Source organism: Geobacillus sp. FSL W8-0026 (genome assembly GCF_037966255.1).
Taxonomy (GTDB): Bacteria; Bacillota; Bacilli; order Bacillales; family Anoxybacillaceae; genus Geobacillus; species Geobacillus icigianus.
Genome location: NZ_CP150194.1, coordinates 1711775 through 1736960, shown reverse-complemented (window position 1 = coordinate 1736960; position 25186 = coordinate 1711775). Strand labels below are relative to the sequence as shown.

Sequence of the window (25186 nt, the reverse complement as noted above, 5' to 3'; positions counted from 1 at the left end):
AAAAACAGGATGCCCGTCGTTTGGGGCATCCTGTTTTCCATTTGTTACTTAGTTAATGCGCGCAAACAGCTCCTCTTTCTCCGCATCGGACAACAACTGCTCGGCCATCGGGAAGAGCACGTTCTCCTCTTTCATGAAGTGCTCATCCAAAATATGATACGCCTCAATCACCGCGCCGGCAAGCGTCAACGCCTGCCTGCTGTCGATGTTCTCCGGCAGCTGGGCGGTCTTTTCTAAAAACATGGAAAGGCGCGTTTTCGCCTGTTCGTGTTCGTATTCCATAACGGCGATAGGGCCGGTCGTCCGCCCGATGTACCGAGCCATCATTGGGAACAATACGCCTTCTTCCCGCTCCGAATGCGGATCTAGGGCGGCGACGAACGATTCAACTTTTTCTCTCAAATCAGCGAGCGGCTCACGCCAGTTGCGGTCATTTTCCCCGCGGCCGATCGCCTCCGCTGCGGCAAGCAGCTGCTCCATTTGAGCGCGCAGCGGGCCGTGTTCTTGTTTTAATTGCGCCAGACCGGCGCATAATTTCACCCCTTCAGGGCCGCCCATATGGCAAAATGAATGCATCATCAATTCCTCCTTTTTATGATCCGTCCGTTGTTTCCATTATACTGTGTGCAGCATCTCCATCGTTGTGAGTCATATCACACCGCCGACAGGCAAGCGCAAAAAAAAACAGCACGCTCGCCCCCATGAGCGACGCGCCGTAGCAAATCCCCGCCGAACCGTGCTCGCCATCTGCTGGAATGAGCTTCGTTTCATGCTCGCCCCGCCCTTTCATATGAAAAATACATACCCAGTTTTATTATAAGCGGAAAATGTTCGAAAAACTGTGACAAAAATAAACAGTTTAGCATTTTTGATGAAACACATAATATAAAACATTTAACAAAAAGATGATCTCTTATATAGCAGGTTGGACAATTGATATAAAACAACCCTCAACAGGGCTTATTGTTGAAAATAACGGGCAAGCGTCACAATCATCGCTCCCATCCGCTCATGTTCCGGGGTGATGACGCGATCGACTCCCTCTTCTTCCAATGCTTCTTTTGTCACTTTGCCAACGGCGCAGGCCACGACATCGGTGCGAAACGCGTCAAGCAGCGGTGCGATCTCTTTTTTCTCGCGGGCGAACGAAAAGAAAAAGCGGACTTGCATCGCCGATGTAAAACAGACGGCATCGACTTCGCGCCCGACGATTTCTTTATACAATGTCGCCAGTGTCTCCTCATCCGGAGCGATATGCCGGTATGGCAACAATTCCGTATACAAAGCGCCTTGTTCAAGAAAAAACTGCTTCAAGGCTGGCGCGGTATCGCCGTACAGCTGTACAACAACGTTTTTTTCCGCAAAGTCGTGCCCATAAAGAGCAGCAATCAACCCTTTCGTCGTCCCGTCCTCGCTTGCGGCCACCGGGGTGACGCCGATTTGTTTCAACGCCGTCACCGTTTTATAGCCGCGGGCAGCCACGTTCGCTTCCTTGATCGTTCGATGCCATTGGGCAGCCATTCCCTCCCGGTCGGCCGCTTCCAACAGCGCCTCAAAGCCGATTCCCGTCGTAAATACGATCCAGTCCGGCCGCATGGCGATGACGGTTCGCATTTCCTCTCCCAGTTCGCTTCCCTTTGAAAAGACGGTCCCTTGCGCCGGACGAATGATGGCCGTTCCTCCTTGCTTTTCAATAAGCGTTGTCATTTCGTCCAGTTTGCGTGACGCGCACAAGGCAATCCGTTTGCCATGCATGTCCCTTCCCCCTTATGGTCAGTCGTTCGTCCTTTCCATTCTAAAAGATGGTCTTTGCCTATGCAACAAAAACCATTCCGCTCCCTGGCACATCGCAACGCGAATGCCGCCTTCATTGGGTATAGAGCCCAGCGCAACAGAACAGACCGCAGGCAGAAACAGCCGACCACCATCAAAAAACACGCGCCCAAAGACGCGTGCCCTCCGTTCAACGAGTATGTACCATGGCCTCTTCTCCCCGACGGTCAAAGGAACCGATGATGCGCGTCGGCTCGACGGAAATGATCCGGTCCAACGGAATGTCCATTAGACGCATTTGCCGGTTGTAAACAAACAGTTTGCGCGTGTCCTGATACAGCTTGACCGGCAGCACGACCGCTTCCCCTTGATAGGTTTTTACACGCACCGGCTGCTTCTCGGCAATCCACGCCGACAGCTGTTCATACCATTCCATTCTGATTGTTCCCCCTTCTCATCCGATCCTACTTATGATTATAAACGGAAAAAGCGGAAAAAAGGGGGAAAGAAAAATCAACAAATTCGACGAAGGGATGACAAACCGTGTCGATAAATGTTCAGCGCACGGAAATGTTCCGTGCGCCTTTGGAGGTGGTCAGCGGTGGATCAACACACGCGCTGCCGTGCGGTCAGCGCTTTCACCGATGACGCGGATTTTTAGGCCATAGTTGGGCACGTTCCGGCCGGCGTCGACGGCCCCTTTATTGTCATACGACCGGCTGTCGTCAAACACCGGCGTCGGCGATGTATCGTTGTCGATCAGCTGTGAGCCATTGATTGCCACGCGGAATGGGGCTCCTTTTTGCAGGCTGAACGCCGCATCGTGCACTTGATAGCGAGTCGACGCTGTCGTATTGCCCGACCATTTTAACGTATGCTGGTCGGCATCCACAACGCCAAGAAACCCTTCGCCCGGATGGACGCCCGTCCAGTTGTTGTCATAGCCTTCATCCACATACCAGACGACAAGCCCTGGATCGTACGAAAGAAGCCGGTCGCCGCGCAAAATATGGGCGAGCCCTTCATCGACGCCGCGGTGGTTGCGCCATTCAAGCAAATAATAATGCTTCGAGCGCGCGATGCCGTCGCTTTTCGCAAAACCGTCCAACGCGAAAGCGCTGTCGCCCTCTGCGTCGTCTGTGAGCGCGATTGTTCCATCTGCCGTCACTTGAATGTTGTCAACATACCAGCCAGCTTCCGACACCGCTACATCAGTGATATAATGGAAGCGAAGGTCAATCGTTTGTCCTGCATAGGCCGACAAGTCAAATTCCGCCTTCACCCAGCCGTTTGACGTACCGGTAATGCCGTTGCCCGGGTTTTGCCCGTACGGATTGTTGGTCGTCGTAATGTTTCCTTGAATTGTTGTCCATTCGTTGCTGCCATGCGGTTTTACTTCTACCGCCCCATAATCCCAGTCTTTCTCAATCGCATACCATGTATCAAATGCCAGCGTCGCCTTGGACGCTCTCGTCAAATCGATCGTCGTTGACATCGTATGATCTAAGTTGTTTCCACTGCCGGAGAAATAGGCATACGCACCGCTTGGCGGGGTCGTGATGACCGTTTCTTTGTCCGGCAAGTTGATGCGCACGGCATCGTTGTTCGTCCCTTTCGTGTTCGCTTCATCGAGCACGACTTCAACACCGTTTGGCGTTACTTCGTTCCACTCAACGGTCGTTCCGCTCAGCCAGTTGCTGCCGGGCATGGTCGACTGCAAAAACTGTTTCGCCCAGGCGCTGAAGCCGGTCGGCTCGGTGCCCGGAATGCGTCCCGCCCAACTTCCGCTTGACATAATCGACCAATAGGCAACTGGCTCGCCCAGACCGGAGTAAATCGTATCGTATTCATCCGGCAGCCCTAAATCGTGGCCGTATTCGTGAGCAAACACTCCTGCCGCCCCGTCAGCCGGCTCAATCGTATAATCGTAAGCCGCCAGTTGGCCGCGCCAATACGGCACATCCGTCGTCGTATTCGGAATGCGGTACACCGATCCTAAATTCCAGCGGTGCGACCAAATGGCATCGCCGCCGAGCGAACCGCCGCCCGATTCTTCTCCGACGCTGGAGTGAATGATCATTAAATGGTCAATCAAACCGTCCGGTTCGCGATAATTGCCGTCGCCGTCTAAATCGTAGCGATCCTCTTGGTCAAACTCACGCAAATCAATGGTCGGATCCTGGGCGGCTGCCGCCAGCGCTTCGCGCACAAGCGCCCGTGGATTGACGTCATTGCCATCCGGCGCCGGTACATTTCCGCCATAGTATTTAGCCGGATACTTCGCCTGATACCAGCCTGCCACTTTTCCTTCAATGGAATAGCTGCCGCCTGATTGCTCTTCATAATATTTTTTTACTGAGATAAGCTTCTCGCCATTCGGTCCATCGTAATAGCCGTCATCGCCGCCGAAAATCATATCTTCATAATGTTCGCGTGTATAATCTTTATAATACATATCCGTTTCAGTTGGCTGAATGTTGTTATGCGGAAAGTCCGGATACTCGATGAGCAAAACGAGTACACGGTCGACCCGCTTGCCGCCGTTCCATGGCTCCGGCTTGACGGATGGCACGGAAGCCGTTTTCGATTGTCCGAGCTTTTTCCCTTTCCCGTTCAGCACGCCATTTGTCTGCTGTCCGTCCTGCATCGCCTCGGCGCGCTTTGCCTCTTTATCGTATAATTCTCCTTTTCCCCGCGGCATATGAATCGCCTTTTGCCGCAAATAGTCGCGCACTGCTTGTTCCACCTCAGCAGGAGTCGCATCAGCGCGAAGCTTTCCGCTCCGTTTCAACATTTCCGCCAGCTTTTCCTCATTGGCAATCGCAAAATCGACCGGTCCCCCTTGCTTCACAGCTGGAATGCCGGGGGCGTTAGCCGCTTTCGGCGCTTCCGCCGGAGATGCCCACAGCCCGATGCCGAGCGACAGCGCCGCAACAAGTGATGGAATCGACCGTTTTTTCAAAAATATCCCTCCATATCAAATAAAAGGTTGATAGAAAATATATACAATTAAAATATTATAGAATAATATAAAAAAATAAAGGGTATTTTTTATCAAGAACAAAATAGTTCTTTTTACCTATATTTGTCGAAAAAACGAGATTTATAGCAAAAAAAGGCTATCGATTTCACCTTAACATCCAGACAGTTTTCCAGTTACAATGTAATATATTCGCAGTTTTTGTAGAAATTCTGGTTATGCAGCTTGACGATGGGAAAGAAGGTGCCGCGATGCTGAATATTTTCAAAGACTTTTTGCTCAACTTGTTTTTCATCCTTCTGCCGGTGTTCCTCGTTCCCCTCTGTACGGAGCAGGAGAAGAGGCCAAAACGATTCCGCCTTTATTTGCCGACCATTTGTTACGCCGTCGTGATCATGTTATGCATCACCCTCCCGGTCGGAACAGAGAGCGATTTCATCTTCGACTTGCGGCAAATTCCTCTGTGGCTTGGCGGTTTGTACGGCGGAGCGGGGGCGGCGACGGTTTTAGCGTTTACGGCGATCGCCTACCGCTCGCTGTTCGGCGGAGCTGGCGTCTTCGTCACCGTCGTCGTTTCCATCGCCATCGCTGCAACAAGCAGTTTATTGACAAAACGGTTTGTCGAGCTGCCAACCAAACAGCGCACGCTGTTCGCTGCATCGCTCAGCTTCGGCTCTGGCCTATTGACCGTCGCCATAGCGGAGTGGATGGCTGCTGCGGTTTCTCCTCCGCCTTCCGTTGCGCTTATCTTTTTGTTTGTACAGCCCATCAGCATGCTCATCGTTTGTTCGTTTCAGGAAATGGTGCACCATAACATCGCGCTGCGCAAACGAGTGATTCGCGCCGAGAAAATGGAAGCCGTCACCCATTTAGCTGCTTCCATCTCTCATGAAATTCGCAACCCACTCACCGCGGCGCGTGGGTTTATCCAACTGATCGAAGAGCAGCCGCTCGCTGCCGACAAACGACGCCAGTATGCGCGCATCGCCATTGAGGAGCTTGACCGAGCTGAAGCGATCATCACCGATTACTTGACGTTTGCCAAGCCGGCGCCCGAGACGCCGGAAAAGCTGAACGTGAAGCTCGAAATCGAGCGAGTCATTGACATCCTCCGCCCGCTCGCCAATATGAGCTGCGTCGATATTCAAGCGACGCTTGCCCCATTTTCCGTCATCGGTGAGCGCGAAAAATTCCGTCAATGTTTGCTCAATGTAATGAAAAACGCCATCGAAGCGATGCCTAACGGCGGGACGTTGCAAGTATACGTCTCCATTGACAACGGACGTGTGCTCATCCGCATCGCTGATACCGGCGTTGGCATGACGAAAGAACAGCTCGAACGGCTTGGCGAACCGTATTTTACGACGAAAGGCGTCAAAGGCACGGGGCTCGGAATGATGGTCGTCTACCGCATCATTGAATCGATGAACGGAACGATTCGCATCGAAAGCGAAATACATAAAGGAACGACGGTGTCGATTTATTTGCCGCTCGCACCGTCTCCTTCTTCCTCAACGATTTCTGATAAAGAAAAACAGCTGTTTGCCGCCTTATGATATAGCGAAGACCAGCCGCAAGGGCTCTTGTGAACAAAGGTCAACATATCGATATCCTGTATGCCCAGCCATCAAAGGGCCTTTTCTTTTGGTCTGGGCATCTTTTCCTTTAGCCGCCCTTCGCACAGATGAGTAAACTATTTTTGGGTAAAATTCAGGAATAGATCCCCAGTTGCGAACGGATCGCCCTAGTTTAACATCACAGCGGTTTCTGCTACAATACTATCGAAGCGAAACACATCGAGGGAAAAGGAGACAGTTGCATGATTCACGTCAAAACGGAACGGGAAATTCAATTGATGCGCGAGGCGGGGAAGCTGCTCGCCGCCTGTCATCAAGAGATCGCCAAACGCATCGGACCGGGCGTCACAACGATGGAAATCGACCGGTTCGTTGAAACGTTTTTGGCCAAATACGGCGCCAAACCGGAACAAAAAGGATACCGCGGCTATCCGTATGCGACATGCGCTTCCATTAACGATGAAATTTGCCACGGGTTTCCGCGCAATGAGCCGCTCAAGGAAGGCGATATCGTCACGATCGATTTTGTCGTCAATTTGCGCGGAGCGCTCGCCGATTCCGCCTGGACGTACGCCATCGGCGACGTCGGCAAAGACGTGGAAAAGCTGCTTAACGTCACCGAGCAGTCGCTCTATAAAGGAATCGAGCAAGCCGTTCTCGGCAATCGGATCGGCGACATCGGCCACGCCATTCAAACGTACGTCGAAGCGCACGGTTTTTCCGTCGTACGCGATTTCACCGGACACGGCATCGGCCCGACGATTCACGAAGAGCCGTATGTCCCCCACTTCGGCGAAAAAGGAAAAGGGATGCGTTTAAAGGAGGGGATGGTCATCACGATCGAACCGATGGTCAACATGGGGGCATGGCAAAGCAAAATGGATCCGAACGGCTGGACGGCGCGAACGATCGACGGCTCGTATTCAGCGCAATATGAACATACGATCGCCATTACAAAAAACGGGCCGCTCATTTTAACGACGCCGGCGTAACGGTAACCCCCGGACAAAACACTTTGTCCGGGGGTTATCCATAATTCGCCCAAACTTCTTGCTAACCTATCTATCGTCTCTCCGCCTTATTCTTTTCCTTTTGTTTACATAATAAAATTATGGTTGCTAACCTTCGATCACCTTCACATACAACGTCCGCTGGCGCGGCCCATCGTATTCACAAAAATACACACCTTGCCAGCGTCCAAGCAGCAGCCGGCCTTCGTGAATAATGACGTGCTGCGACGCGCCAACCGTGCTCGCTTTCATATGAGCGGCCGTGTTTCCTTCCATATGGCGGTCAAGCGGATGCTCCCACGGATACGTTTCATCAAAACGGCGCATCATGTCGCGCTTGACATCTGGATCCGCGTTTTCGTTAATGGTGATGCCAGCCGTTGTATGCGGACAATAAACGACAGCGATCCCTTCCGTCACGTTAGCCTGGCGCACCGTCTCCTCGACGAATGAAGTAATGTCGATCATGTCATCCCGCTTTGCCGTGCGGATTGTAAACGAACGAAGCATACATTCCACCACCTGGGCAAACATTTTGTACTTCGCAAAAAAGGTTTGCTACTCTAAATAATATAATACAAAAAATGGAGTGAGAAATCATTGGCCAAGCGCTATGAAAACTTAGACGGCGTCTCGACGCACAAAACATGGGCCGATTTCCGCCGCTGGCAGCGGGAGCGGAAACAAAAACAAAAAGATTTGTCCTACGTCGTGCCGCATGTTTCACCGCCTCAATACGAGCGGCTTCAGAAGCCGAACGGACGGCCGCAGCTCTGCTGGGTCGGCCATTCGACCTTTGTCGTTCAACTTCATGGCATCACCATCGTCACCGATCCCGTCTGGGCGAATTGGATGGGCGCGGCCAAACGCTTGACGGCTCCTGGTGTTCCGCTTGACAAGATGCCGCCCGTGGACGTTGTGCTCATTTCCCACGGCCACTATGACCATTTGCATTTCGGCAGCCTCCGCCGTTTGCACGGTGACCCGCACATATTCGTGCCCGAGGGGCTCGGCCGCTTGTTCCGCCGCCGCGGCTATCGCCGTGTCACCGAACTGTCATGGTGGGAAACGGCCTCCTTTCACGGCGTATCGCTCACATTTGTTCCCGCCCAACATTGGACGCGGCGAACGCTTTGGGATACGAATACGTCGCACTGGGGCGGGTGGGTCATTGAAGCGGACGACGCACCGACGGTTTATTTTGCTGGCGACAGCGGCTACTTCCGCGGCTTTCGCGACATCGGCGAACGCTTTTCCATCGACTATGCGCTCTTGCCGATCGGCGCGTACGAACCGGAATGGTTCATGGGGCCGCAGCACACCACACCGGAAGAAGCGGTGCAGGCGTTTTTGGACTGCCGCGCCCGGCTGTTTGTGCCGATGCATTACGGGGCGTTCCGCCTCGCGGACGATACGCCGAAAGAAGCGCTCGACCGTCTATGGACCGAGTGGCGGCGGCGCGGGTTGGAAGAGGAGCGCTTGCTTTGCTTGAAGCTCGGCGAGGTGATCGATGCCGCCCAAGCGTTGACGGCCCTTTCCCAATTCGACAATTCGTTCAGCCAAACAAGCGCAATCACCATGGTGAAACAAGCGCGGCAAAAGGAATGAGCGCAACTTTATCCAAAAGAGCAAGCCAGTCCGCGGCTCGCTCTTATTCATTGAATTGGCGGTATACGTACGGCTCCTTCGGCTTTTCCACCCGCTTCCATGACGTCACCTTGACATACGGGAGCGTCAGATGAAATGGCTGGTAATACATAGTCGATAACGTGCCTTTCACATGAACCCACTCATCATTTTGCAGCGGCACCGTCTTTGGAAACTGAAGGAGCAGCCCGTACACCCCTGAATCCGCAACACAATGAATGATTCCAAAGCGAAGGAGAAACGCCTCATTGGCGCGCGTCGTTTCCTCACGGTAAACAAACCCGGTGAATTCAATGTCGCGGGCGGCGAATGCACCGGGAAACTGATAAATCGTTTCCATGGCATTTAAATAGTTTTGATCATTCAACTCCAAGCGAGCAAGACGACCGTATTTTTTCAGCTCTTTTTCCATGGCATTTTGATAATCGTCCCGCCCATAATACATGCTCGTATCCGGACGCAAAAACTGCCGCTGGGCAAACGGATCGCTGCCGTCAGCCGCCATCCCAGGAACATGAATCCCTTTCGCCTTTACGACTTCAGAATCCAGCGTCGCAACGGGAAACAAGAAGGCGGAAACAAGCGGAAAAACAAAAATAAGGTAATTCACCGCCCGCTTCCAGCGCGCGGACGGCTCATGATGATGATGGCCGCAGCATTCTTCCCCATGATCGTGCGGTTCCTCGTTGCGGCTTGCCAGCACAAATTGCACGATCGTTAAAAAAGCAAACACAAACATCGCACTAAACGAAATATACGAATACCGCATATTAATGTATTTGCTCAACTCTCCAGTAATATATAAATGAAAAAACAAAAACGCAAACCCAAGCAAAATATACATGCGAATCATGCCGCCACCTCCTTGCTAGATCAATAGCGATCCGGCAAACACAAACAACGTGATATAGGAAATCAGTTTCCACACAAACCGGGCTCGGAATGACTGAAACAACATGAGCGTATTTTTCACATCGAGCATCGGCCCGTAAACGAGAAACGCTGCCAGCGCGTGAAACGGAAACGTGCTTTGAAACGACGAGGCGATAAATGCGTCCGCCTCGGAACAGAGCGACAGCACGAAGGCGAGCGCCATCATGACCAAAGAGGCCGCCACTTTCCCATTGCCGATCGCCACAAGCGCCGACGTTTTCACATACGTTTGCATCGCCGAAGCAATGAACGCCCCAATGATCAAATACTTCCCGGTCGCAAAAAATTCATCGATCGTATGGCGCAGGGTGCCAACGATTTTCTCTTTCCAAGTACGGGGCATCATCGGCATCTCGCGCCGTTCATGGCGCAACTCGCTGCCTTCATGCCGAATCGCCATCACGGCGCCGACAGCGACGGCGACGGCGCAAGCGAATAGCGCCCGGCACAATACCATCGTCCAACTGCTTCCGAAAGCGATATATGTCGAAAACAGCACAACCGGATTGATGACGGGCGCCGTTAACATAAACGGCACGGCCGCGTAAAGCGGCACCCCTTTAGCGACGAGCCGCCGAGTGATCGGCACGATGCTGCATTCGCATGAAGGGAAAAACACCCCAAGCAATGTGGCATAAACAATGGCCAAAAGGCGGTTTTTCGGCACCCACCGTTGTACGGCCTCTTCACTGACAAACATTTGAATGACTCCGGAAACAAACACCCCGAGCACAACGAACGGCAATGATTCAATCAATATGCTGATAAAAATCGTATTCAGCTGCAAAAACGTGTTCATCATGGGTTCTCCTCTCATTTACAACCGTTCATTTTATCATGATAAATGACCATTGTCATGAAAATTTGGTAAGAAAAATAGCAAACTCCATAACAAAAAAGGCGCTCCGCCTTTGGCGAAACGCCTCTTCTTCTATTATTCTTCCACTTCTTTTTTCCACAACCCGACCATCAATGCGGTTACGATGGAACCAATCAAAATAGCCAATATATAAAGCCATGCACTGCCTTTGACGATCGGGATGACGAAAATCCCTCCGTGCGGCGCCGGCAGCCCGATATGGAACCACATCGTCAACGCTCCCGCAACGGCCGATCCGACGATAATCGATGGAATGACCCGCACCGGGTCAGCCGCGGCAAACGGAATCGCCCCTTCGGTAATGAACGAAGCGCCCATGATATAGCACGTTTTTCCGGCTTCCCGCTCGGCTTTCGTGAATTTCTTTTTAAAGAACGTTGTCGCCAGCGCCAATCCGAGCGGCGGCACCATCCCGCCAGCCATAATCGCTGCATGCGGCGCAAAGTTGCCAGCTTCAATCATCGCCAGCCCAAACGTATACGCCGCTTTGTTGATCGGTCCGCCCATATCGACCGCCATCATGCCGCCCAACACCGCACCAAGCAGCACTAAGTTTGCGGTGCCCATGCCGGAAAGCCAATGTTTCATCCCTTCATTCAACGCCTTGACTGGATCGATGACCACATACATCATAATGATGCCGGTGAGGAAAATACCGAATACCGGATAGAGCAGCACCGGTTTAATCCCCTCAAGCGACTGCGGCAAGCGGCTGAACAGTTTCCGGAGCCCGACGACCAAATACCCGGCCAAAAAGCCGGCGATCAATCCGCCCAAGAAACCCGCCCCGCCGTTCGCCGCCAGAAAACCGCCGACCATCCCCGGCGCAAACCCCGGCCGGTCGGCAATGCTCATGGCGATGAACGCAGCCAGCACAGGAACCATTAACGCAAACGCATTGCCGCCGCCAATGTCCATTAACAGTTTGGCAAACGGATGATACGACGGATCTTTCGGATCAAACGCTTTAATGCCGAAGGTGAAGGAAAGCGCAATCAAAATCCCGCCGCCGACGACAAACGGAAGCATATTCGATACACCGTTCATCAAATGCTTGTAAAAACCGGTTCGCGGTTTCGCCGCTCCCGCGCTGCCTCGCGCCGTGCTGCTCGCCCGATAAATCGGTGCATCTTGGCGCAACGCCTGCTCGATCAGCTTCTCCGGCTGACGAATCGCCTGGGCGACTGGCACTTGAATGACGTGTTTGCCGTTGAAGCGGTCCATTTCGACTTGTTTATCGGCTGCGACAATGATCGCCGTTGCCTCTTCAATCTCCTGCGCCGTCAGAGCGTTTTTCACTCCATCGGAGCCGTTTGTCTCGACTTTGATCGCCACCCCCATTTCCGCCGCTTTCGCTTTCAGTGCATCAGCGGCCATATACGTATGAGCGATTCCTGTCGGACAAGCGGTCACCGCCAGCACTTTCCGTCGGCCGCCAGATGGCGCGCCTTGCAGAGACGGTTCTTCCTCTTTGTTCTCTTTCTCTTTGAACAAACGGAGGATCTCCTCTTCATCCGAAGCACGCTCCAACCGGGCGCGGAACGAGGCATCCATCAACAGCGACGATAGTTTCGCCAACGCCTGCAAATGCGTCTGTTCCCCGCCTTCCGGGGCCGCGATCATGAAAAACAAATGGCTTGGCTGGCCGTCCAGCGACTCGTAATCAATGCCGGCAGCCGAACGGCCAAACGCCACCGCCGGGCGCTTGACCGCCGCCGTTTTGGCGTGCGGAATGGCGACGCCATCCCCAACGCCGGTCGTGCTTTGTTTTTCGCGCGCCCAAATCGCCCGTTTGAACGCCTCCATATCGCTGACCGCTCCCGCCTCGGCGAGTTTCGCGGCCAACTCTTCAATCACTTCCTCTTTTGTCTTTGCCCGAAGTTCAAGAATCATCGTTTCCTTTGTTAACAAATCCGTGACATTCATCTGTACGCCCCCCTTTATTTCCTCCTATAAACGTGCGACGCGGACGCGGTCGACGAGCGCTTCGACTTCCTCTTTCGTGCATAAATCTTCCGAAAACGCGGTCGCGCTTCCGGCGGCGACACTGTAAGCGAACGCTTCCTCAATGGATGTTCCGCTCGCCCAGGCGGCCAAAAATCCAGCGACCATCGAATCGCCCGCCCCGACCGAATTTTTCACCGTTCCTTGTGGCGCTTCGGCAAACAGCGTTGCTTCCCGGCCGAAGTAAAACGCCCCCGCGCCGCCCATCGAGACGATGAGATGCTCCACTCCTCTTTCAACCAACCGGCGGCCATAGAGGATGATTTCTTCTTTCGTCAGCACAGCAGCGCCAAACAGTTCGGCCAGCTCATGGTGATTCGGCTTGGCAAGAAACGGCCGGCAGGCGAGCAGCGCCTCGAGCGCCGGACCGCTCGTATCGATGACAAGACGGACCTGCCGCTTCGCTGCCTCCGCAGCCAGCTGTTCATATGCCTCCACTGGCAACGAAGGCGGGGCACTTCCCGCCAACACAAGGACGTCACCGGCGGAAAGCGCTGCGATTTTCGCGATCAGCCGCCTCACCTCCTCGCTGGAGATCACCGGGCCTTGACCGTTAATTTCCGTCTCAAGCCCGGCTTTTAGCTTCACATTGATGCGCGTCGGGCCGGGAACGTGAACGAAATCGCACGCGATCCCTTCGTTCCGGAGCTCACTTTCGATAAACGCGCCGGTAAATCCGCCGGCAAACCCGAGCGCCGTGCTGTCGACGCCGAGGCGTTTGAGCACCCGCGACACGTTAATGCCTTTCCCACCCGGAAATGTCAACGTTTTCAAAGCGCGATTCAGTTCACCGACGCGCAGTTCATCCATATGGACAATATAATCAACCGATGGATTGAGCGTACACGTGTAAATCATGATGTCACAACCTCTACCGTCGTTTTTGCCTCATACCACTGCTGCCAATCTTCATCCAACTGATCGGTAATCAAAACCGCCTCATGCAAATCGGCAATTTTCGCGAACGCGCTTTCATTCAACTTTGAATGGTCAGCCAGCACATACGCGCGTTGCGCCAGCTGCATCGCCGTATATTTCACCAACGCCTCTTCCGGATCCGGCGTCGTATACCCGTAGTCGTAATGAACACCGTTGGCGCCGATGAAGCATTGGTCAAAGCGGTACTGCCGCAGCGACTCGATAGCGCCGCGACCGATCAACGCCTTCGTTTTCGGCTTGATCATGCCGCCAATCAAATACGTCGTCACGTTATGCTCAAGCAACCGCTCGACATGCATCACACCGTTCGTAACAACAGTAACTTCTTTGCCCGCCAAGTGCGGGATCATTTCCCACGTTGTCGTCCCCGCATCCAAATAAATGCAGTTCCCTTTTTGCACCAAGCTGGCCGCATAGGCGGCGATTCGCCGTTTTTCTTCGATATACTTCAGCGATTTTTCCGACACGCTTAACTCTTCACGTTTTTGCTGCAACAACGCCGCCCCGCCGTGCACGCGGCGCAGCTTCTTTTCGTTTTCAAGCTGCGTCAAATCGCGGCGAATCGTCGACTCCGACGCTCCGGTCGCGTCAACGAGCTCTTGCAGCTTGATGACCCCTTTTTGCGCCAAAAGCTCCAAAATGAGGCGGTGGCGTTCTTCGGTCAACACGTTCCCACCTCCCGTGAAGGGCGATATCGCTTACAGCTCTATCATACGCCAAAGGCGAGAAAAAATCAATCAAAAACATTCAATTTCTATCAATATCAATCAAAAATAAAAACAAACCAATCAAAATCAATCAACATTCCGTTTCCAAACCGATGTTCTTCTAACTACCACTGGAAACTTTCGGCGGACATCCTATTGGCAAACGGTCATAATTCATGGTCAAGTGGAGGGCAAACCGCTTCCGAAAAAATAAAAACACTTGCCATCGGCAAGTGCCTCCCTCTACTCCAACTGTTGCAGTTCCATCAGCGGCAAACAATGTTCACGAACAAACGCGATAAACTTCGCCGCGTATACCGGGTCAAACTGCGTCCCCGCGCAACGTTTGATTTCCTCAAGCGCTTCTTCAAACGTTTTCGTCGGCTGATACGGCCGCTCCGTCGTCATGGCGTCAAACGAGTCGATAATACACAAAATGCGGGCCAATTTTGGGATTTCTTCCCCTTTCAGCCCGTACGGATATCCTCTTCCATCATACCGCTCATGGTGAAGCTCAATCAGCGGAAGCAGGTCATCAAACCGCTTCTCCTCCGCTACGATTTCGCGTCCCCACGTCACGTGTTTTTTAATAATTTCCCATTCATGCTTTTCCAACTTTCCGCGCTTATTTAAGATATCGCGCGGCACCTCGATTTTGCCGATATCGTGAATCAGCGCCCCCAAGATCAAGGTCTGCCGCTCATGGTCAGTCAACTCGCTGAGACGGCTGCCAAACTCAAGCGCATATTTAAACACTCGTTTGCTATGGCGGTATGTATACACATCTTTTGAAAGGAAAAACTTCACTTGTTGCTCGAGCGCTTCCAAATCTTGTTTAAAACGAATTTCATCCAATCTCATATGATGCTTATCGTACAGCTGCACGTTATTTTTTCCTTGCGCTTTTGCATAATAGAGCGCCTGATCGGCTCGATGAATTAGCTCCTCGCTTTCATACATATCCTTTTCCATCTCGGCGATGCCGCACGAAAACGACAAACAACGGTACGGGATATGCTCAACGCCTTCAAAATATGTATCGTTCACTTCCTTGCGCAGCCGGTTTAAAAACACGTACGCCTCGTCCTTTATGGTATTGGGCATCAAAATGGCAAACTCTTCTCCGCCATAGCGGGCAACCGTAAAGTTGGTCCCCTCTACCGCGTTTTGCAGCAGCTTTCCAAAAAACGTCAACAACCGATCCCCTTGCAAATGGCCGTTGCGATCGTTATATTTTTTAAAATCGTCCAGATCAAGAAACGCCAACGTCAGCGGCTGCTTCAGCACCTTGCAGTCGGAGAACTGTTGCTTGAGCGTTTCTTTGAAATAGCCGTGGTTACAAAGACCGGTGAGGTGGTCTTTGTTGGCACGGTTGGATACTAATTGGTGTAAGTATAAAAATTTACGAAAAACAACTGAAAATACAATAACTAATATAGTAAATAAAAATAGTCCAAAATATTGTTCCTTGGTAAGTAAGATGGCTAAAACTAAAGATAATATTAAAGTTACTAAATAACCTACTACTGATTCTAGCAACACCCCTAAGTTAAATGCCCCTCTATAAACGCGCCCTAAAAAAAAGAAAAAAGTAAAGATTAAAGTTATATTTACTATGAAGTATGTTAACAAACTAGCCACATAAGGAAACAGATTATCTGTTCTAATTTCACCAATATCCCCACCAAAAAATAGAAAGGAATAATATGATCCAGCAATCATTAATGAGTATATTGAGAAATTGGATAAGTGCTTCCACCACTCCATTTTCCGCTTATATAAAAATTCTACTAAAATACTGATAAACAAAACCTTTAGTGCCATATCAATACCATATAAAAATACAACAGCTAAATAAATGGCCGAATCCATAGAAAATGAGTTATCTTTTGGCGGAAGATGAATTGAAAAGTAACTAAGTAAAAGAACTGCCGATGATAGAAGATTGAGTCACAAAAACATCCTCCGCCCAGAAAATAAATAGCGTTATTAGAGTAATGAAACACAGATATACTTTACCTTGCCATTTTACTGTAAAATTCATAATAATAATCACTCACATTTTTATTCTATAATCTTTATATACAGAAAGGAAAAAATAAGGAAAAAATAGAGGGTGATTTTAGCTTCCAAATCTATAACCCGACGTCAACGCCACAATCACCGAACCGAGGATAAAGAGATTGATCAACACTTGTTTTGCTTTGACTTTCATTTTCTTCTCCTCCTTAAAAATTGGATTTATTTGTTGATCGCAGGAGCGGTCGTGGTTTCTTTCTCCGCATCATCTGCTCGATGCCGCGGTGCGCTGAGCATCAGATGCTGGATAAAGACGAACGCCCCTACGTTCATCACAACGTCGCCGATGCTGATGACTTGTTGGCGCGGGTACGGCGGAGACAGCGGGATGATGTCGCCGAGAAACGGCAGCAACGTGTCCGATGTGATCGCCTGATGCTTGCCGTACAGACCGGCTTTTAACGCTTCAATGTATTCGCGGCCAAGAAATTGCGCAGCTTCGACGGATACCGGCATTCGCCCGCCGTTGACAGCCATCACGATAAAGTTGAGCAGCACGCCGGCGAAAATCACTGAAAATCCTGGTTGATGGCGGTTGAGCCATAAAAAGACAAGCCCGGTGATGTAGACGAGAAGAAAAATCTCATTGCTTATTTTCGCGATCCATGTCACGTTTTCCTGAAGGAAAAAGATGACCATCTGCACCACCAGCAGCAGTGGAAACAACCAACCGCCGCGCAGTTTCATAGTAGCAAGCCCTTTCAAGCTGCCGCCGCGAAACCAGCCGATCAACAACGACAAGATGATTCCATCGTAAACCATAACGCCGTCCCCTTATACACCGAATTTTCTATCTTTTCTAAAACCAACGTCTTCACTTCTATTTTTACCGTTTTTTTCATCCCATGTAAATAGGCTATTCGTCCTAACTGTGAAAAAATTTTAATAAATATCGCCTTATTTCCCTTGGCTTCATTGTTTTTCGCAAAAAAAGCGACAAAACAGTGTAATGTGCATCTAGAAGGTTGGTAATTTAAGGAAAAATACTACCCGATTTTATCCGTTTCTCAATTAAAGAAACCTTGCAGAGCGAAGTTTCTTTTCTGAATGAAAACGCCGCCGATTCGTGTGTGACGGCCGTTTTTCACCACCCACTTAGACAACAGGAACGTCTTCCGTCGAACAATCAAGAAAACGGATTCCGATCACCATCAGGAATCCGTTCCCCTGCCGATCATTGCCGCTCTGGTCCGCAGCTGCCAGCGCAGCGGTCGGCCGCATGGCATGCAGCGCATCTTCCTTTGGCGCTTTTTTTCACGTGACGGACTAGCGTCCACCCAGCATAGGAGAAAATCGCACCGCCAATGACGAGATTCGCAATCATCATCTTCTCCTCCTTTCATTGAAAACCGAATATCATTCCAGCTTGGTAAACAACAAATGACAACATATAAGCGACTGTTAAGGCAACGCCGATCGACAACAGCATCCACTTCCACGATCCGGTTTCTTTACGGATCGTCGCTGCCGTCGCTAAACATGGTGTATATAGAAGGACAAACACCATAAAGCTAAATGCCGACAGCGAAGTGAAATGGGACGTGATCACCGATTTCAATCCGGCCGCCTCATGGACGTGATAAATAATATTCATCGTTGATACAACAACTTCTTTCGCCAAAAAGCCGGTAATTAACGCAGCCCCGGCCTGCCAAGCGCCAAAACCAAGCGGCGCCAACAGCGGCGCAATCATCCCGCCGATGGCCGCCAGCAGGCTGTCATCCATTGAGACCCCAACCCCATGCGGCCCGATATACGTCAACAGCCAAATGGCGACCGAGCCGCCGAAAATAAACGTTCCGGCTTTGCGGACAAACCCTCTCCCTTTCTCCCATGTGCTGCGCCATAATGTGAGCGCCTGCGGCACACGATATGGGGGCAATTCAATGACAAAGAGCGAGCTTTCATTTTTGAATACGGCCGATGAAAACAATTTGGCCAGCCCTAAGGCTACTACGATGCCAAGCACGTAAAGCGAAAAGACGACAAGCGCCTGTTCGCGAACAAAAAACGTCCCCGCAAACAACGCGTACACCGGCAAGCGGGCGGAGCACGACATAAACGGCAACAGCAACATCGTCAACAGCCGTTCTTTCGGCTGTTCGATCGTGCGCGCCGCCATCACTCCAGGAACGTTACAGCCAAAGCCGATAATCATCGGAATAAACGCTTTGCCGTTTAACCCAATCGCTTCCATGATTCGATCCATCACCATCGCGACGCGCGCCATGTATCCGGAGTCTTCCAGCAATGAAATGAAAAAGAACAAAATGAAAATTTGCGGCACAAATACAAGTACACCGCCGACCCCGGCGACAATGCCATCCAACACAAGCGCTTCGATAAACGGCGATGCTCCCGCCCAATCAAGCAAGCGCGACAGCCAGTCGGTGAGCGGCCCGGAGAAAAAGGCGTCAAGCCGATCGGCAAGCGGCGTGCCGAGCCAGTTGAACGTGAGCATAAACACGATATACATCAGCGCCAAAAAAATCGGCAGCCCAGCATAACGGTTTGTCACCACCGCGTCGATTTTTTCCGTTAACGTCAGCGGCTTTGGCGCAAACTCGATGGCCGCCGCCGCGATCGTTTCACTGATCCAGCGGTCGCGCGCTTCATAAATACGCTTAGCCACCGGGCAGCCAAGCACCTGTTCCGTCTCCGTGCGAATCGCTACAAGCAGTGACAAATCGCAACGGTTGCGCAAATAAGCGGCGATGCGCTCGTTTCCTTCTAGAAATTGCAGCGCCATCCAGCGCTTATCTCCCGGCACGTCATCCGGCAGCTGCTCGGCAATGCGGCGAATCGCGCGTTCCACTTCGATGCCGTAATCAATAAAAATGCTGGAATGGCGTCCGTCTTTTGTCGACAAAATGGTGTGTGATAACTCCTTTATCCCCTTTCCCGTCCGCGCAATGACCGGAACAACCGGGACGCCGAGATGGCGTGACAGCTTGGCGGCATCGATGTTGATGCCGCGCTTTTCTGCGACGTCGACCATGTTCAAAGCGATGATGAGCGGCCGGCCAAATTCCAATAGCTGAACCGTCAAATGTAAGTTGCGCTTGAGTTGCGACGCGTCAACGATATTGACGATCACTGAACACGGCTCGGTCAATAAAAAATCAGTCGCCACTCCTTCATCACGGGACAGCGGCTGGAGCGAGTAAAGGCCGGGCAAATCGACGACCGGCACACCGTGCTGGCGAAGCACTCCTACTTTCTTCTCAACCGTCACTCCGCTCCAGTTGCCAACATATTCATAAGAGCCGGTTAAACAGTTAAACAATGACGTTTTGCCAGTATTGGGGTTGCCAAACAGCGCTACGTACGCCATCATTTCACCTCAATCGCCGACGCTTCTTTGCGCCGCAAGCCGATGGCCTGCCCGTCGACTTCGATCATCACCGGTCCGCCAAACGGCATCGCGGCTTTTAACCGCACTCTTTTTCCTTCTTTGACCCCTAGATGAAGGAGGCGCTGTTTCAGTGCCTCATTGTCAACAGCCAAACGGACGATGAAGGCTGTCTCTCCTTTATGCAAATCGGTCAGCACCATCGTCTTTCCCCCTATTTCCCTGTCTACGCTTATTGATGCCAATAATGATTCTTTTTCTCAATTCCTATCATAGCACAACTGAAGAAAAAGGGAGTGAATTTTTTCACAGCGACTCCATATTGTCAACGTTTCTTCAAAATTTGGCGATTCATTAGTTGAACTTTTCAAAAAATGTATATAATTTCTTGTATATCTTTCCCATCTTTGTTCAAGGAGTGAGTACAGTGAATACACTAGGAAGAATCAGCAACTTTGTCGGCAATACGTTTGCGATCTGGGTGCTTCTGTTCGGCGCGCTCGCTTTTTTCGTCCCCGGCGCGTTTACGTGGATCGCCCCGTATATTGTGCCGCTGTTAGGCATCGTGATGTTTGGCATGGGATTGACGCTTTCAGCAGATGATTTCAAAGAAGTATTCAAACGTCCGCTTGATGTGTTGATCGGCGTCGTTGCCCAGTTTCTGATCATGCCGCTTGTCGCGTTTTTGCTCGCTTACTTTCTGCCGGTTTCGCGCGAAGTGGCGCTCGGCATTATTTTAGTCGGCTGCTGCCCGGGCGGAACAGCGTCCAACGTCATGACGTATTTGGCAAAAGGAGATACGGCTCTGTCGGTCGCCGTCACGTCTGTTTCGACGATTTTAGCGCCGATTTTGACGCCTTCGCTCATTTTGCTTTTCGCCGGGAAATGGCTGTCCGTATCGGCCGCGGCCTTATTTTGGTCGATCGTCAAAGTCGTGCTCATTCCGATCGTTTTAGGCCTCATCGCCCAGGCGCTGTTCCAAAAGCAAGTCAAAGCATGCATCCCGGCGTTGCCGCTCGTTTCGGTCATCGCCATCGTGGCCATCGTCGCCGCCGTCGTCGGGCAAAACCAAGTGGCCATTGCCAAAAGCGGCCTGCTCATCTTCCTTATTGTCGTTGCTCATAACGGGTTGGGCTTGCTGCTTGGCTATTGGTTTGCCAAACTGTTTCGCCTGTCACCGCCCAAACAAAAGGCGATTTCCATCGAAGTCGGCATGCAAAATTCCGGGCTTGGCGCGGCCTTGGCGACCGCCCATTTTTCGCCGCTCGCCGCCGTTCCGAGCGCCATTTTCAGCGTCTGGCACAATATTTCCGGCCCGATGGTCGCCACATACTTCCGCAAACAAGCGGACCGCCAACCACCGGATGGCAAGACGGTTTCCGCTTAACCTTCCCTCTTGTGCCTTGTCCAACGGCAGGAAACAAAAAAGCGGCCTCCCGGCAGAAACGCTCGTCTTCCGGGCGCCGCTTTTTTGTTCACCGCCATGCTCAAGCGGCTAGGCGCTATTCAGACAACGCTCCGTTTGCCATCGTCCCTTCAAACGGAAACACCATTCGCCCCGCCAGTTCGGGGAAATCAATGAACGGGTTGCGGTTGCCTTGGATGAAAAAAATCGCGCTGTTGCGATGATGTTCATACACCGTCGGCGGAAATTGCTCGTGCCAACGGACAAGGAGCGGAATATCGATTTTGCGCCGAAACGACTTGGCGATCGCCTTCGGATAGCGAAGCAGAAAGTACAGCATGGCCCTTGCCGCCGTCCCTTTGCCGTACTCGGGCTCGAAATAGCCGTTATAGGCAACGCCGCAACGGTTTTGCACTTGCTCGCCGGGGTCTTCCGGATTGTAAAACGGAAAATCCGCATACGGAAAATTCGACCGCATCGTGTTGCAATCCGGCTGGCAGACGAACAAATGATGCAAATCGCCTTTCATCGGTTCGCGGGCGCCAAACCACGACTGCGGCACGACATGTTCAGCGTTGAATTTCCATTGCTGCTCGATCGTTTTCACCCGCTCGTGCACATCGCCGAGCCCATGCTTCATGTTTTTCAACAACTGGCGAAATTCATCGTAGCGCCGTTTCATCGTTTCGACATCTTGGACGATCAACATCTTCGGGTCTTTTCGCTCGCCGGAGTACAAGCTTCGCACCGTTCCGTCCGGCTGCAAGTCGACCCATGTGTACAAATATTCGTCCTTGCTGAAAAAATACGGCAGCCGCCGCTTATGGGTACGCGCCACCAGTTCGTGATAGCGGACAAACAACATCCATCCGTCCCCGTCAAGCGGCAGATGACGATAATATCGGGCGCGCGCCCTCTCATCTTCGGCGGCCTGGTAATACGCGTCCTCCAGAGCGAGCCGCTCGTGCAACGGCTCGAGCTGCGCGGCCACATCTTCCGTTTGCCATCGGCTGAGCTCGTCAAGCTGCCGTTCCGTCTCCCCCATCGCCGCTCCCCTCTCTTCCTTTTTCTTTTAGTGTATCACGAAAGGAGGAGAGGCGACAGCAGCGCTAATGCAAAAGAAATGACGTGGCGCCGAACAAAACGGCGGCGATGCCGGCGGCGATGAGCGACGGAACCAGCTTCGTGCGCGCATACTCGATCACCGGCAAATCCAAAATGGTGCACAGCGTCACGGTATTGTCGCTGAGCGGCGACGCGAACGCCCCGAACGTCCCGCTCGCAAACACCGCGCCGATGACCGGCAAAATGTTCGCTCCTGACTGGCTCGCGAGCGTTACGCCAAGCGGCATCAACATCCCCCACGTCCCCCACGACGAGCCGATGAAATAGGAAATGACGGCGCCAAGCAAAAACAAAATCGGGGCGACAAAAAACGGCGGAATCCATTCTTTAACATGGCCCGTAATGTATTGCGAAAACCCTAAATCCTCCGCCACAGCTGACAGCGCCCAAATGAGCGCCAGCATCAAAATGACAGACATAAGTTCATTGCCGCCCTTGACAAAATGAGTCAACAAATCCGTCAAGCGAAACCGCTGCCAAAGGAAGAACGCAACGGTGATCATGACCGTAAACAAAAGCGCCTCCAACATCGCCCCGAGCGCATCGCTTTGCAAAAACGCCTCCCAAAACGTTCTCGCCCCGCGGTGACCGTCCCACCAGCTTAAAAACAACGTCAAAACGAGCACGATCGAAAGGGGAACGATCAAATTCCAGGGCTTGACCGGCGTTTCTTTTTGATACGCGCGCGGGCATGTCTGCATCGCGTCTCCTTCTTCCCCTTGCGCTTCGTTGGGCGGATGGTCAGCCGGTCGCTGTTCTTCCGCCATTTCGAGCGCCAAACGCGGATCCCAACGCTCGATCGGCTTTCCCCCCCGCTCTTTGCTGATCTCCGCCTGTTTTTTGCGCGAGTAGACAAAAAAGCTGTAGTACAGCCCGACGGCGAGAATGGCATACGAGAAAAAGTTAAACGGAATGCTGCGGACGTACACGATGTACGGCTCCGCCCCGATGCCGGCCGTATCAAGCGCCTTGTCGATGACCGACACCATATAGCCGACGAACGCGGTGGCAATTGGGATGAGCGCGACAACCGGGTTGGAGGTCACCTCAATGGCAAAGCCGATTTGCTGGGACGACAGCCCAAGCCGTTTGCGCAGCGCCTTCATGATCGGCGCGACGGTGACGATGCGAAAATCAGGGTCGCTAAACGTCACCATCGTCGAGATCCACGTCAGCAGCATGGCCGCTTTGGCCGATTTCACTTTTTGGCTGACGAGATGGACGAACCCTTTGATTCCCCCGGTATATTTGATCATGCTGACAAGACCGGCAAACACGTATAAAAACATGATGATGCGAATGTTGTTCGTCTGCATCAAGTTATCGACGACGTAATGAAGCATCGTTCGCAATCCGCCGAGCAGCGACGGCGTCAATAAATAGCTTCCGACCAACAGCCCGACAAACAGACCGGGAATCACTTGCTTCGTCCAAATCGAAACGGGAATGACAACGAGAAACGGCAACAGCGCTCTCCACGACGGCTCCATACACTACCACTCCTTTCTTTCTAAAATTATGGGAATGATTTCTCGTTTCTATTCAGCCCGCCATCAATCTTTGTCGCTCGCGCCTAGATGTTAACCATATTTCGCTGCCGCTTCCCGTTCGGCTAAGGGACGGTCCTACTGCCGGCGCCAAACGTTCTGCGATGAATACAAGCTTCAGCGCAAGACGCGTTTCCCATAGCGATGAAAAAGCGGCCAAAGCTGCCCATTTAGACAGCCTTGACCGCTTCCGTTCCCGCCACAGGCGGCAACGCCATGACGTGGAGCGTCACTTCCGGCTTCGAGCCGATCCGGATGTTCACTCCCGTTTGCCCAAGCCCTTCGTTGATATAAAACGGTTTTCCTTCCCATTCATGATAACCTTTGATCATGTTCCGCTCGGTGAGCGTTTTGCTCATTTTCGCCAAATGGTACGGCTTCGGCCAATGAATTTGCCCGCCGTGGAAATGACCCGACAGCAAGTAATCAAAATGATAATCTTTCATATGCGGCACGATGTCTGGATCGTGCGTCAACACGAGGTTGATGCCGTCTTTCACGCCGGCGTATGCCTTTTTGATGTCGCTGCGCCCCGTGTAAAAATCATCGATGCCAATGATATTGACGGTTTGACCGTTGACCGTGATCGTTTTCGTCTCGTTTTGCAAGACGGTGCAGCCGTGCGCCTCAAGCGTCGCTCTCAAGCGCTCAAACGCTTCACCTTGAAGCACGTAATCATGGTTGCCAAACACCGCATACATGCCGTACGTCGGTTTCAATGCATTGAGCGCAGCCAAATACGGACCGAGCTTGGCGATGCTTTCCTCACGGTCCAAAAAGTCGCCCGTCAACGCGATCAAATCGATCGCTTCGTCTTTCAGCTTGTTGTATACATCGTCCGGGGTGATTGACAGTTTTTCAAGATGCAAATCCGACAGCTGCAAAATCCGAAGGGCTCCGTCCCCACCCTCTGGACAGCCGCCGACTTGGACTTTATGCAAAACCGCTTCATACGTGTTGCGGTGGGCTTTACGAATGATGAAAGCAAGCAATAACAAGATGGCAAGAACGCCAAAAAAGATGGTCATCGTCTTCTCTCCTCCCTCGATACCCATTATAGTGAAATGGAGGAGAGAAGAAAGAGGGAGTTAGTGGATAAGATGGCAACCGTAGAGCGAAACCAGCTTTTCTTTTGACATCACCAAATACTTCGGCGGGCGGACGCGAAAAATGAAACGTCGCGTCGTCCGCCATTCCCCTCCACGACATATTCAAGCCGGGATTCACC

21 protein-coding genes and 1 pseudogene are annotated in these 25186 nt (G+C 52.0%); 4 read left to right on the top strand and 18 right to left on the bottom strand.

The features are described from left to right. Positions 1–48 precede the first annotated feature (48 nt). The 4 genes from NST29_RS08675 to NST29_RS08660 form a co-directional block, all read right to left on the bottom strand. Positions 49–576, bottom strand: a complete 528-nt coding sequence (locus NST29_RS08675) for a hemerythrin domain-containing protein (protein WP_021322595.1) — start codon at positions 574–576, stop codon at positions 49–51. A gap of 384 nt (positions 577–960) precedes the next feature. Then, positions 961–1755: a uroporphyrinogen-III synthase gene (locus NST29_RS08670; protein WP_339232943.1), complete on the bottom strand. Its 795-nt coding sequence runs from the start codon at positions 1753–1755 to the stop codon at positions 961–963. Positions 1756–1963: 208 nt separating this feature from the next. Beyond that, positions 1964–2209 (bottom strand): hypothetical protein, encoded by a 246-nt coding sequence (locus tag NST29_RS08665; RefSeq protein ID WP_062898637.1) that lies wholly within the window; start codon positions 2207–2209, stop codon positions 1964–1966. Between the two features lie 159 nt (positions 2210–2368). Beyond that, on the bottom strand, positions 2369–4735 hold the full coding sequence (locus NST29_RS08660) for an immune inhibitor A domain-containing protein (protein WP_339232941.1): 2367 nt from the start codon (positions 4733–4735) through the stop codon (positions 2369–2371). 269 nt (positions 4736–5004) lie between these two features. Between NST29_RS08660 and NST29_RS08655 the strand changes: the two genes are divergently transcribed. Next, positions 5005–6309: an ATP-binding protein gene (locus NST29_RS08655; protein WP_014195931.1), complete on the top strand. Its 1305-nt coding sequence runs from the start codon at positions 5005–5007 to the stop codon at positions 6307–6309. A 263-nt stretch (positions 6310–6572) separates the two neighbouring features. Beyond that, positions 6573–7322, top strand: a complete 750-nt coding sequence (gene map, locus NST29_RS08650; protein ID WP_014195932.1) for a type I methionyl aminopeptidase — start codon at positions 6573–6575, stop codon at positions 7320–7322. Between the two features lie 126 nt (positions 7323–7448). Here the strand turns inward: map and NST29_RS08645 are convergent, their stop codons facing one another. Then, positions 7449–7850 carry a secondary thiamine-phosphate synthase enzyme YjbQ gene (locus NST29_RS08645; protein ID WP_014195933.1) on the bottom strand — a complete coding sequence of 134 codons (402 nt, stop codon included), beginning with the start codon at positions 7848–7850 and terminating at the stop codon, positions 7449–7451. A gap of 90 nt (positions 7851–7940) precedes the next feature. Between NST29_RS08645 and NST29_RS08640 the strand changes: the two genes are divergently transcribed. Continuing rightward, entirely contained in the window at positions 7941–8948 is a 1008-nt protein-coding gene (locus tag NST29_RS08640; RefSeq protein WP_014195934.1) for an MBL fold metallo-hydrolase, read from the top strand. Positions 8949–8991: 43 nt separating this feature from the next. Here NST29_RS08640 and NST29_RS08635 read toward each other — a convergent pair whose 3' ends face one another. From NST29_RS08635 to NST29_RS08590, 10 genes and pseudogenes are all read right to left on the bottom strand, one after another. Next, positions 8992–9840, bottom strand: a complete 849-nt coding sequence (locus NST29_RS08635; RefSeq protein WP_339232939.1) for a TIGR03943 family protein — start codon at positions 9838–9840, stop codon at positions 8992–8994. 15 nt (positions 9841–9855) lie between these two features. After that, entirely contained in the window at positions 9856–10722 is an 867-nt protein-coding gene (locus tag NST29_RS08630) for a permease (RefSeq protein WP_307898361.1), read from the bottom strand. 132 nt (positions 10723–10854) lie between these two features. Further along, positions 10855–12726, bottom strand: coding sequence for a fructose-specific PTS transporter subunit EIIC (locus tag NST29_RS08625; RefSeq protein ID WP_339232938.1), 1872 nt, complete (start codon positions 12724–12726; stop codon positions 10855–10857). Between the two features lie 24 nt (positions 12727–12750). Further along, entirely contained in the window at positions 12751–13662 is a 912-nt protein-coding gene (gene pfkB, locus NST29_RS08620; protein ID WP_339232936.1) for a 1-phosphofructokinase, read from the bottom strand. Then, positions 13659–14411: a DeoR/GlpR family DNA-binding transcription regulator gene (locus NST29_RS08615; protein WP_033843816.1), complete on the bottom strand. Its 753-nt coding sequence runs from the start codon at positions 14409–14411 to the stop codon at positions 13659–13661. The genes pfkB and NST29_RS08615 overlap by 4 nt, the downstream gene beginning before the upstream one ends. Before the next feature lie 282 nt (positions 14412–14693). After that, positions 14694–16494 (bottom strand): annotated as a pseudogene (locus tag NST29_RS08610) (diguanylate cyclase). Positions 16495–16691: 197 nt separating this feature from the next. Next, complete coding sequence (locus NST29_RS08605; protein WP_033843814.1) at positions 16692–17291, bottom strand: DUF5317 domain-containing protein; 600 nt, start codon at positions 17289–17291, stop codon at positions 16692–16694. A gap of 412 nt (positions 17292–17703) precedes the next feature. After that, positions 17704–17853: a FeoB-associated Cys-rich membrane protein gene (locus tag NST29_RS08600; RefSeq protein ID WP_108209760.1), complete on the bottom strand. Its 150-nt coding sequence runs from the start codon at positions 17851–17853 to the stop codon at positions 17704–17706. A 15-nt stretch (positions 17854–17868) separates the two neighbouring features. Continuing rightward, positions 17869–19863, bottom strand: a complete 1995-nt coding sequence (gene feoB / locus NST29_RS08595; RefSeq protein ID WP_033843813.1) for a ferrous iron transport protein B — start codon at positions 19861–19863, stop codon at positions 17869–17871. Next, positions 19863–20084 (bottom strand): FeoA family protein, encoded by a 222-nt coding sequence (locus tag NST29_RS08590; protein ID WP_033843812.1) that lies wholly within the window; start codon positions 20082–20084, stop codon positions 19863–19865. Before NST29_RS08590 ends, feoB begins: the two co-directional genes overlap by 1 nt. A gap of 224 nt (positions 20085–20308) precedes the next feature. Between NST29_RS08590 and NST29_RS08585 the strand changes: the two genes are divergently transcribed. Further along, the gene (locus NST29_RS08585) at positions 20309–21268 is read left to right on the top strand and encodes a bile acid:sodium symporter family protein (protein WP_033843810.1); all 960 of its coding nucleotides are present in this window, start codon (positions 20309–20311) and stop codon (positions 21266–21268) included. Positions 21269–21383: 115 nt separating this feature from the next. Here NST29_RS08585 and NST29_RS08580 read toward each other — a convergent pair whose 3' ends face one another. From NST29_RS08580 to NST29_RS08570, 3 genes are all read right to left on the bottom strand, one after another. Then, entirely contained in the window at positions 21384–22331 is a 948-nt protein-coding gene (locus NST29_RS08580; protein ID WP_033843809.1) for an endonuclease, read from the bottom strand. Between the two features lie 64 nt (positions 22332–22395). Then, on the bottom strand, positions 22396–23901 hold the full coding sequence (locus NST29_RS08575; RefSeq protein ID WP_033017764.1) for a Na+/H+ antiporter NhaC family protein: 1506 nt from the start codon (positions 23899–23901) through the stop codon (positions 22396–22398). Between the two features lie 227 nt (positions 23902–24128). Next, a complete protein-coding gene (locus tag NST29_RS08570; RefSeq protein WP_033017765.1) occupies positions 24129–24986 on the bottom strand; it encodes a metallophosphoesterase in 858 nt (285 codons plus the stop codon). Between the last annotated feature and the right edge of the window lie 200 nt (positions 24987–25186).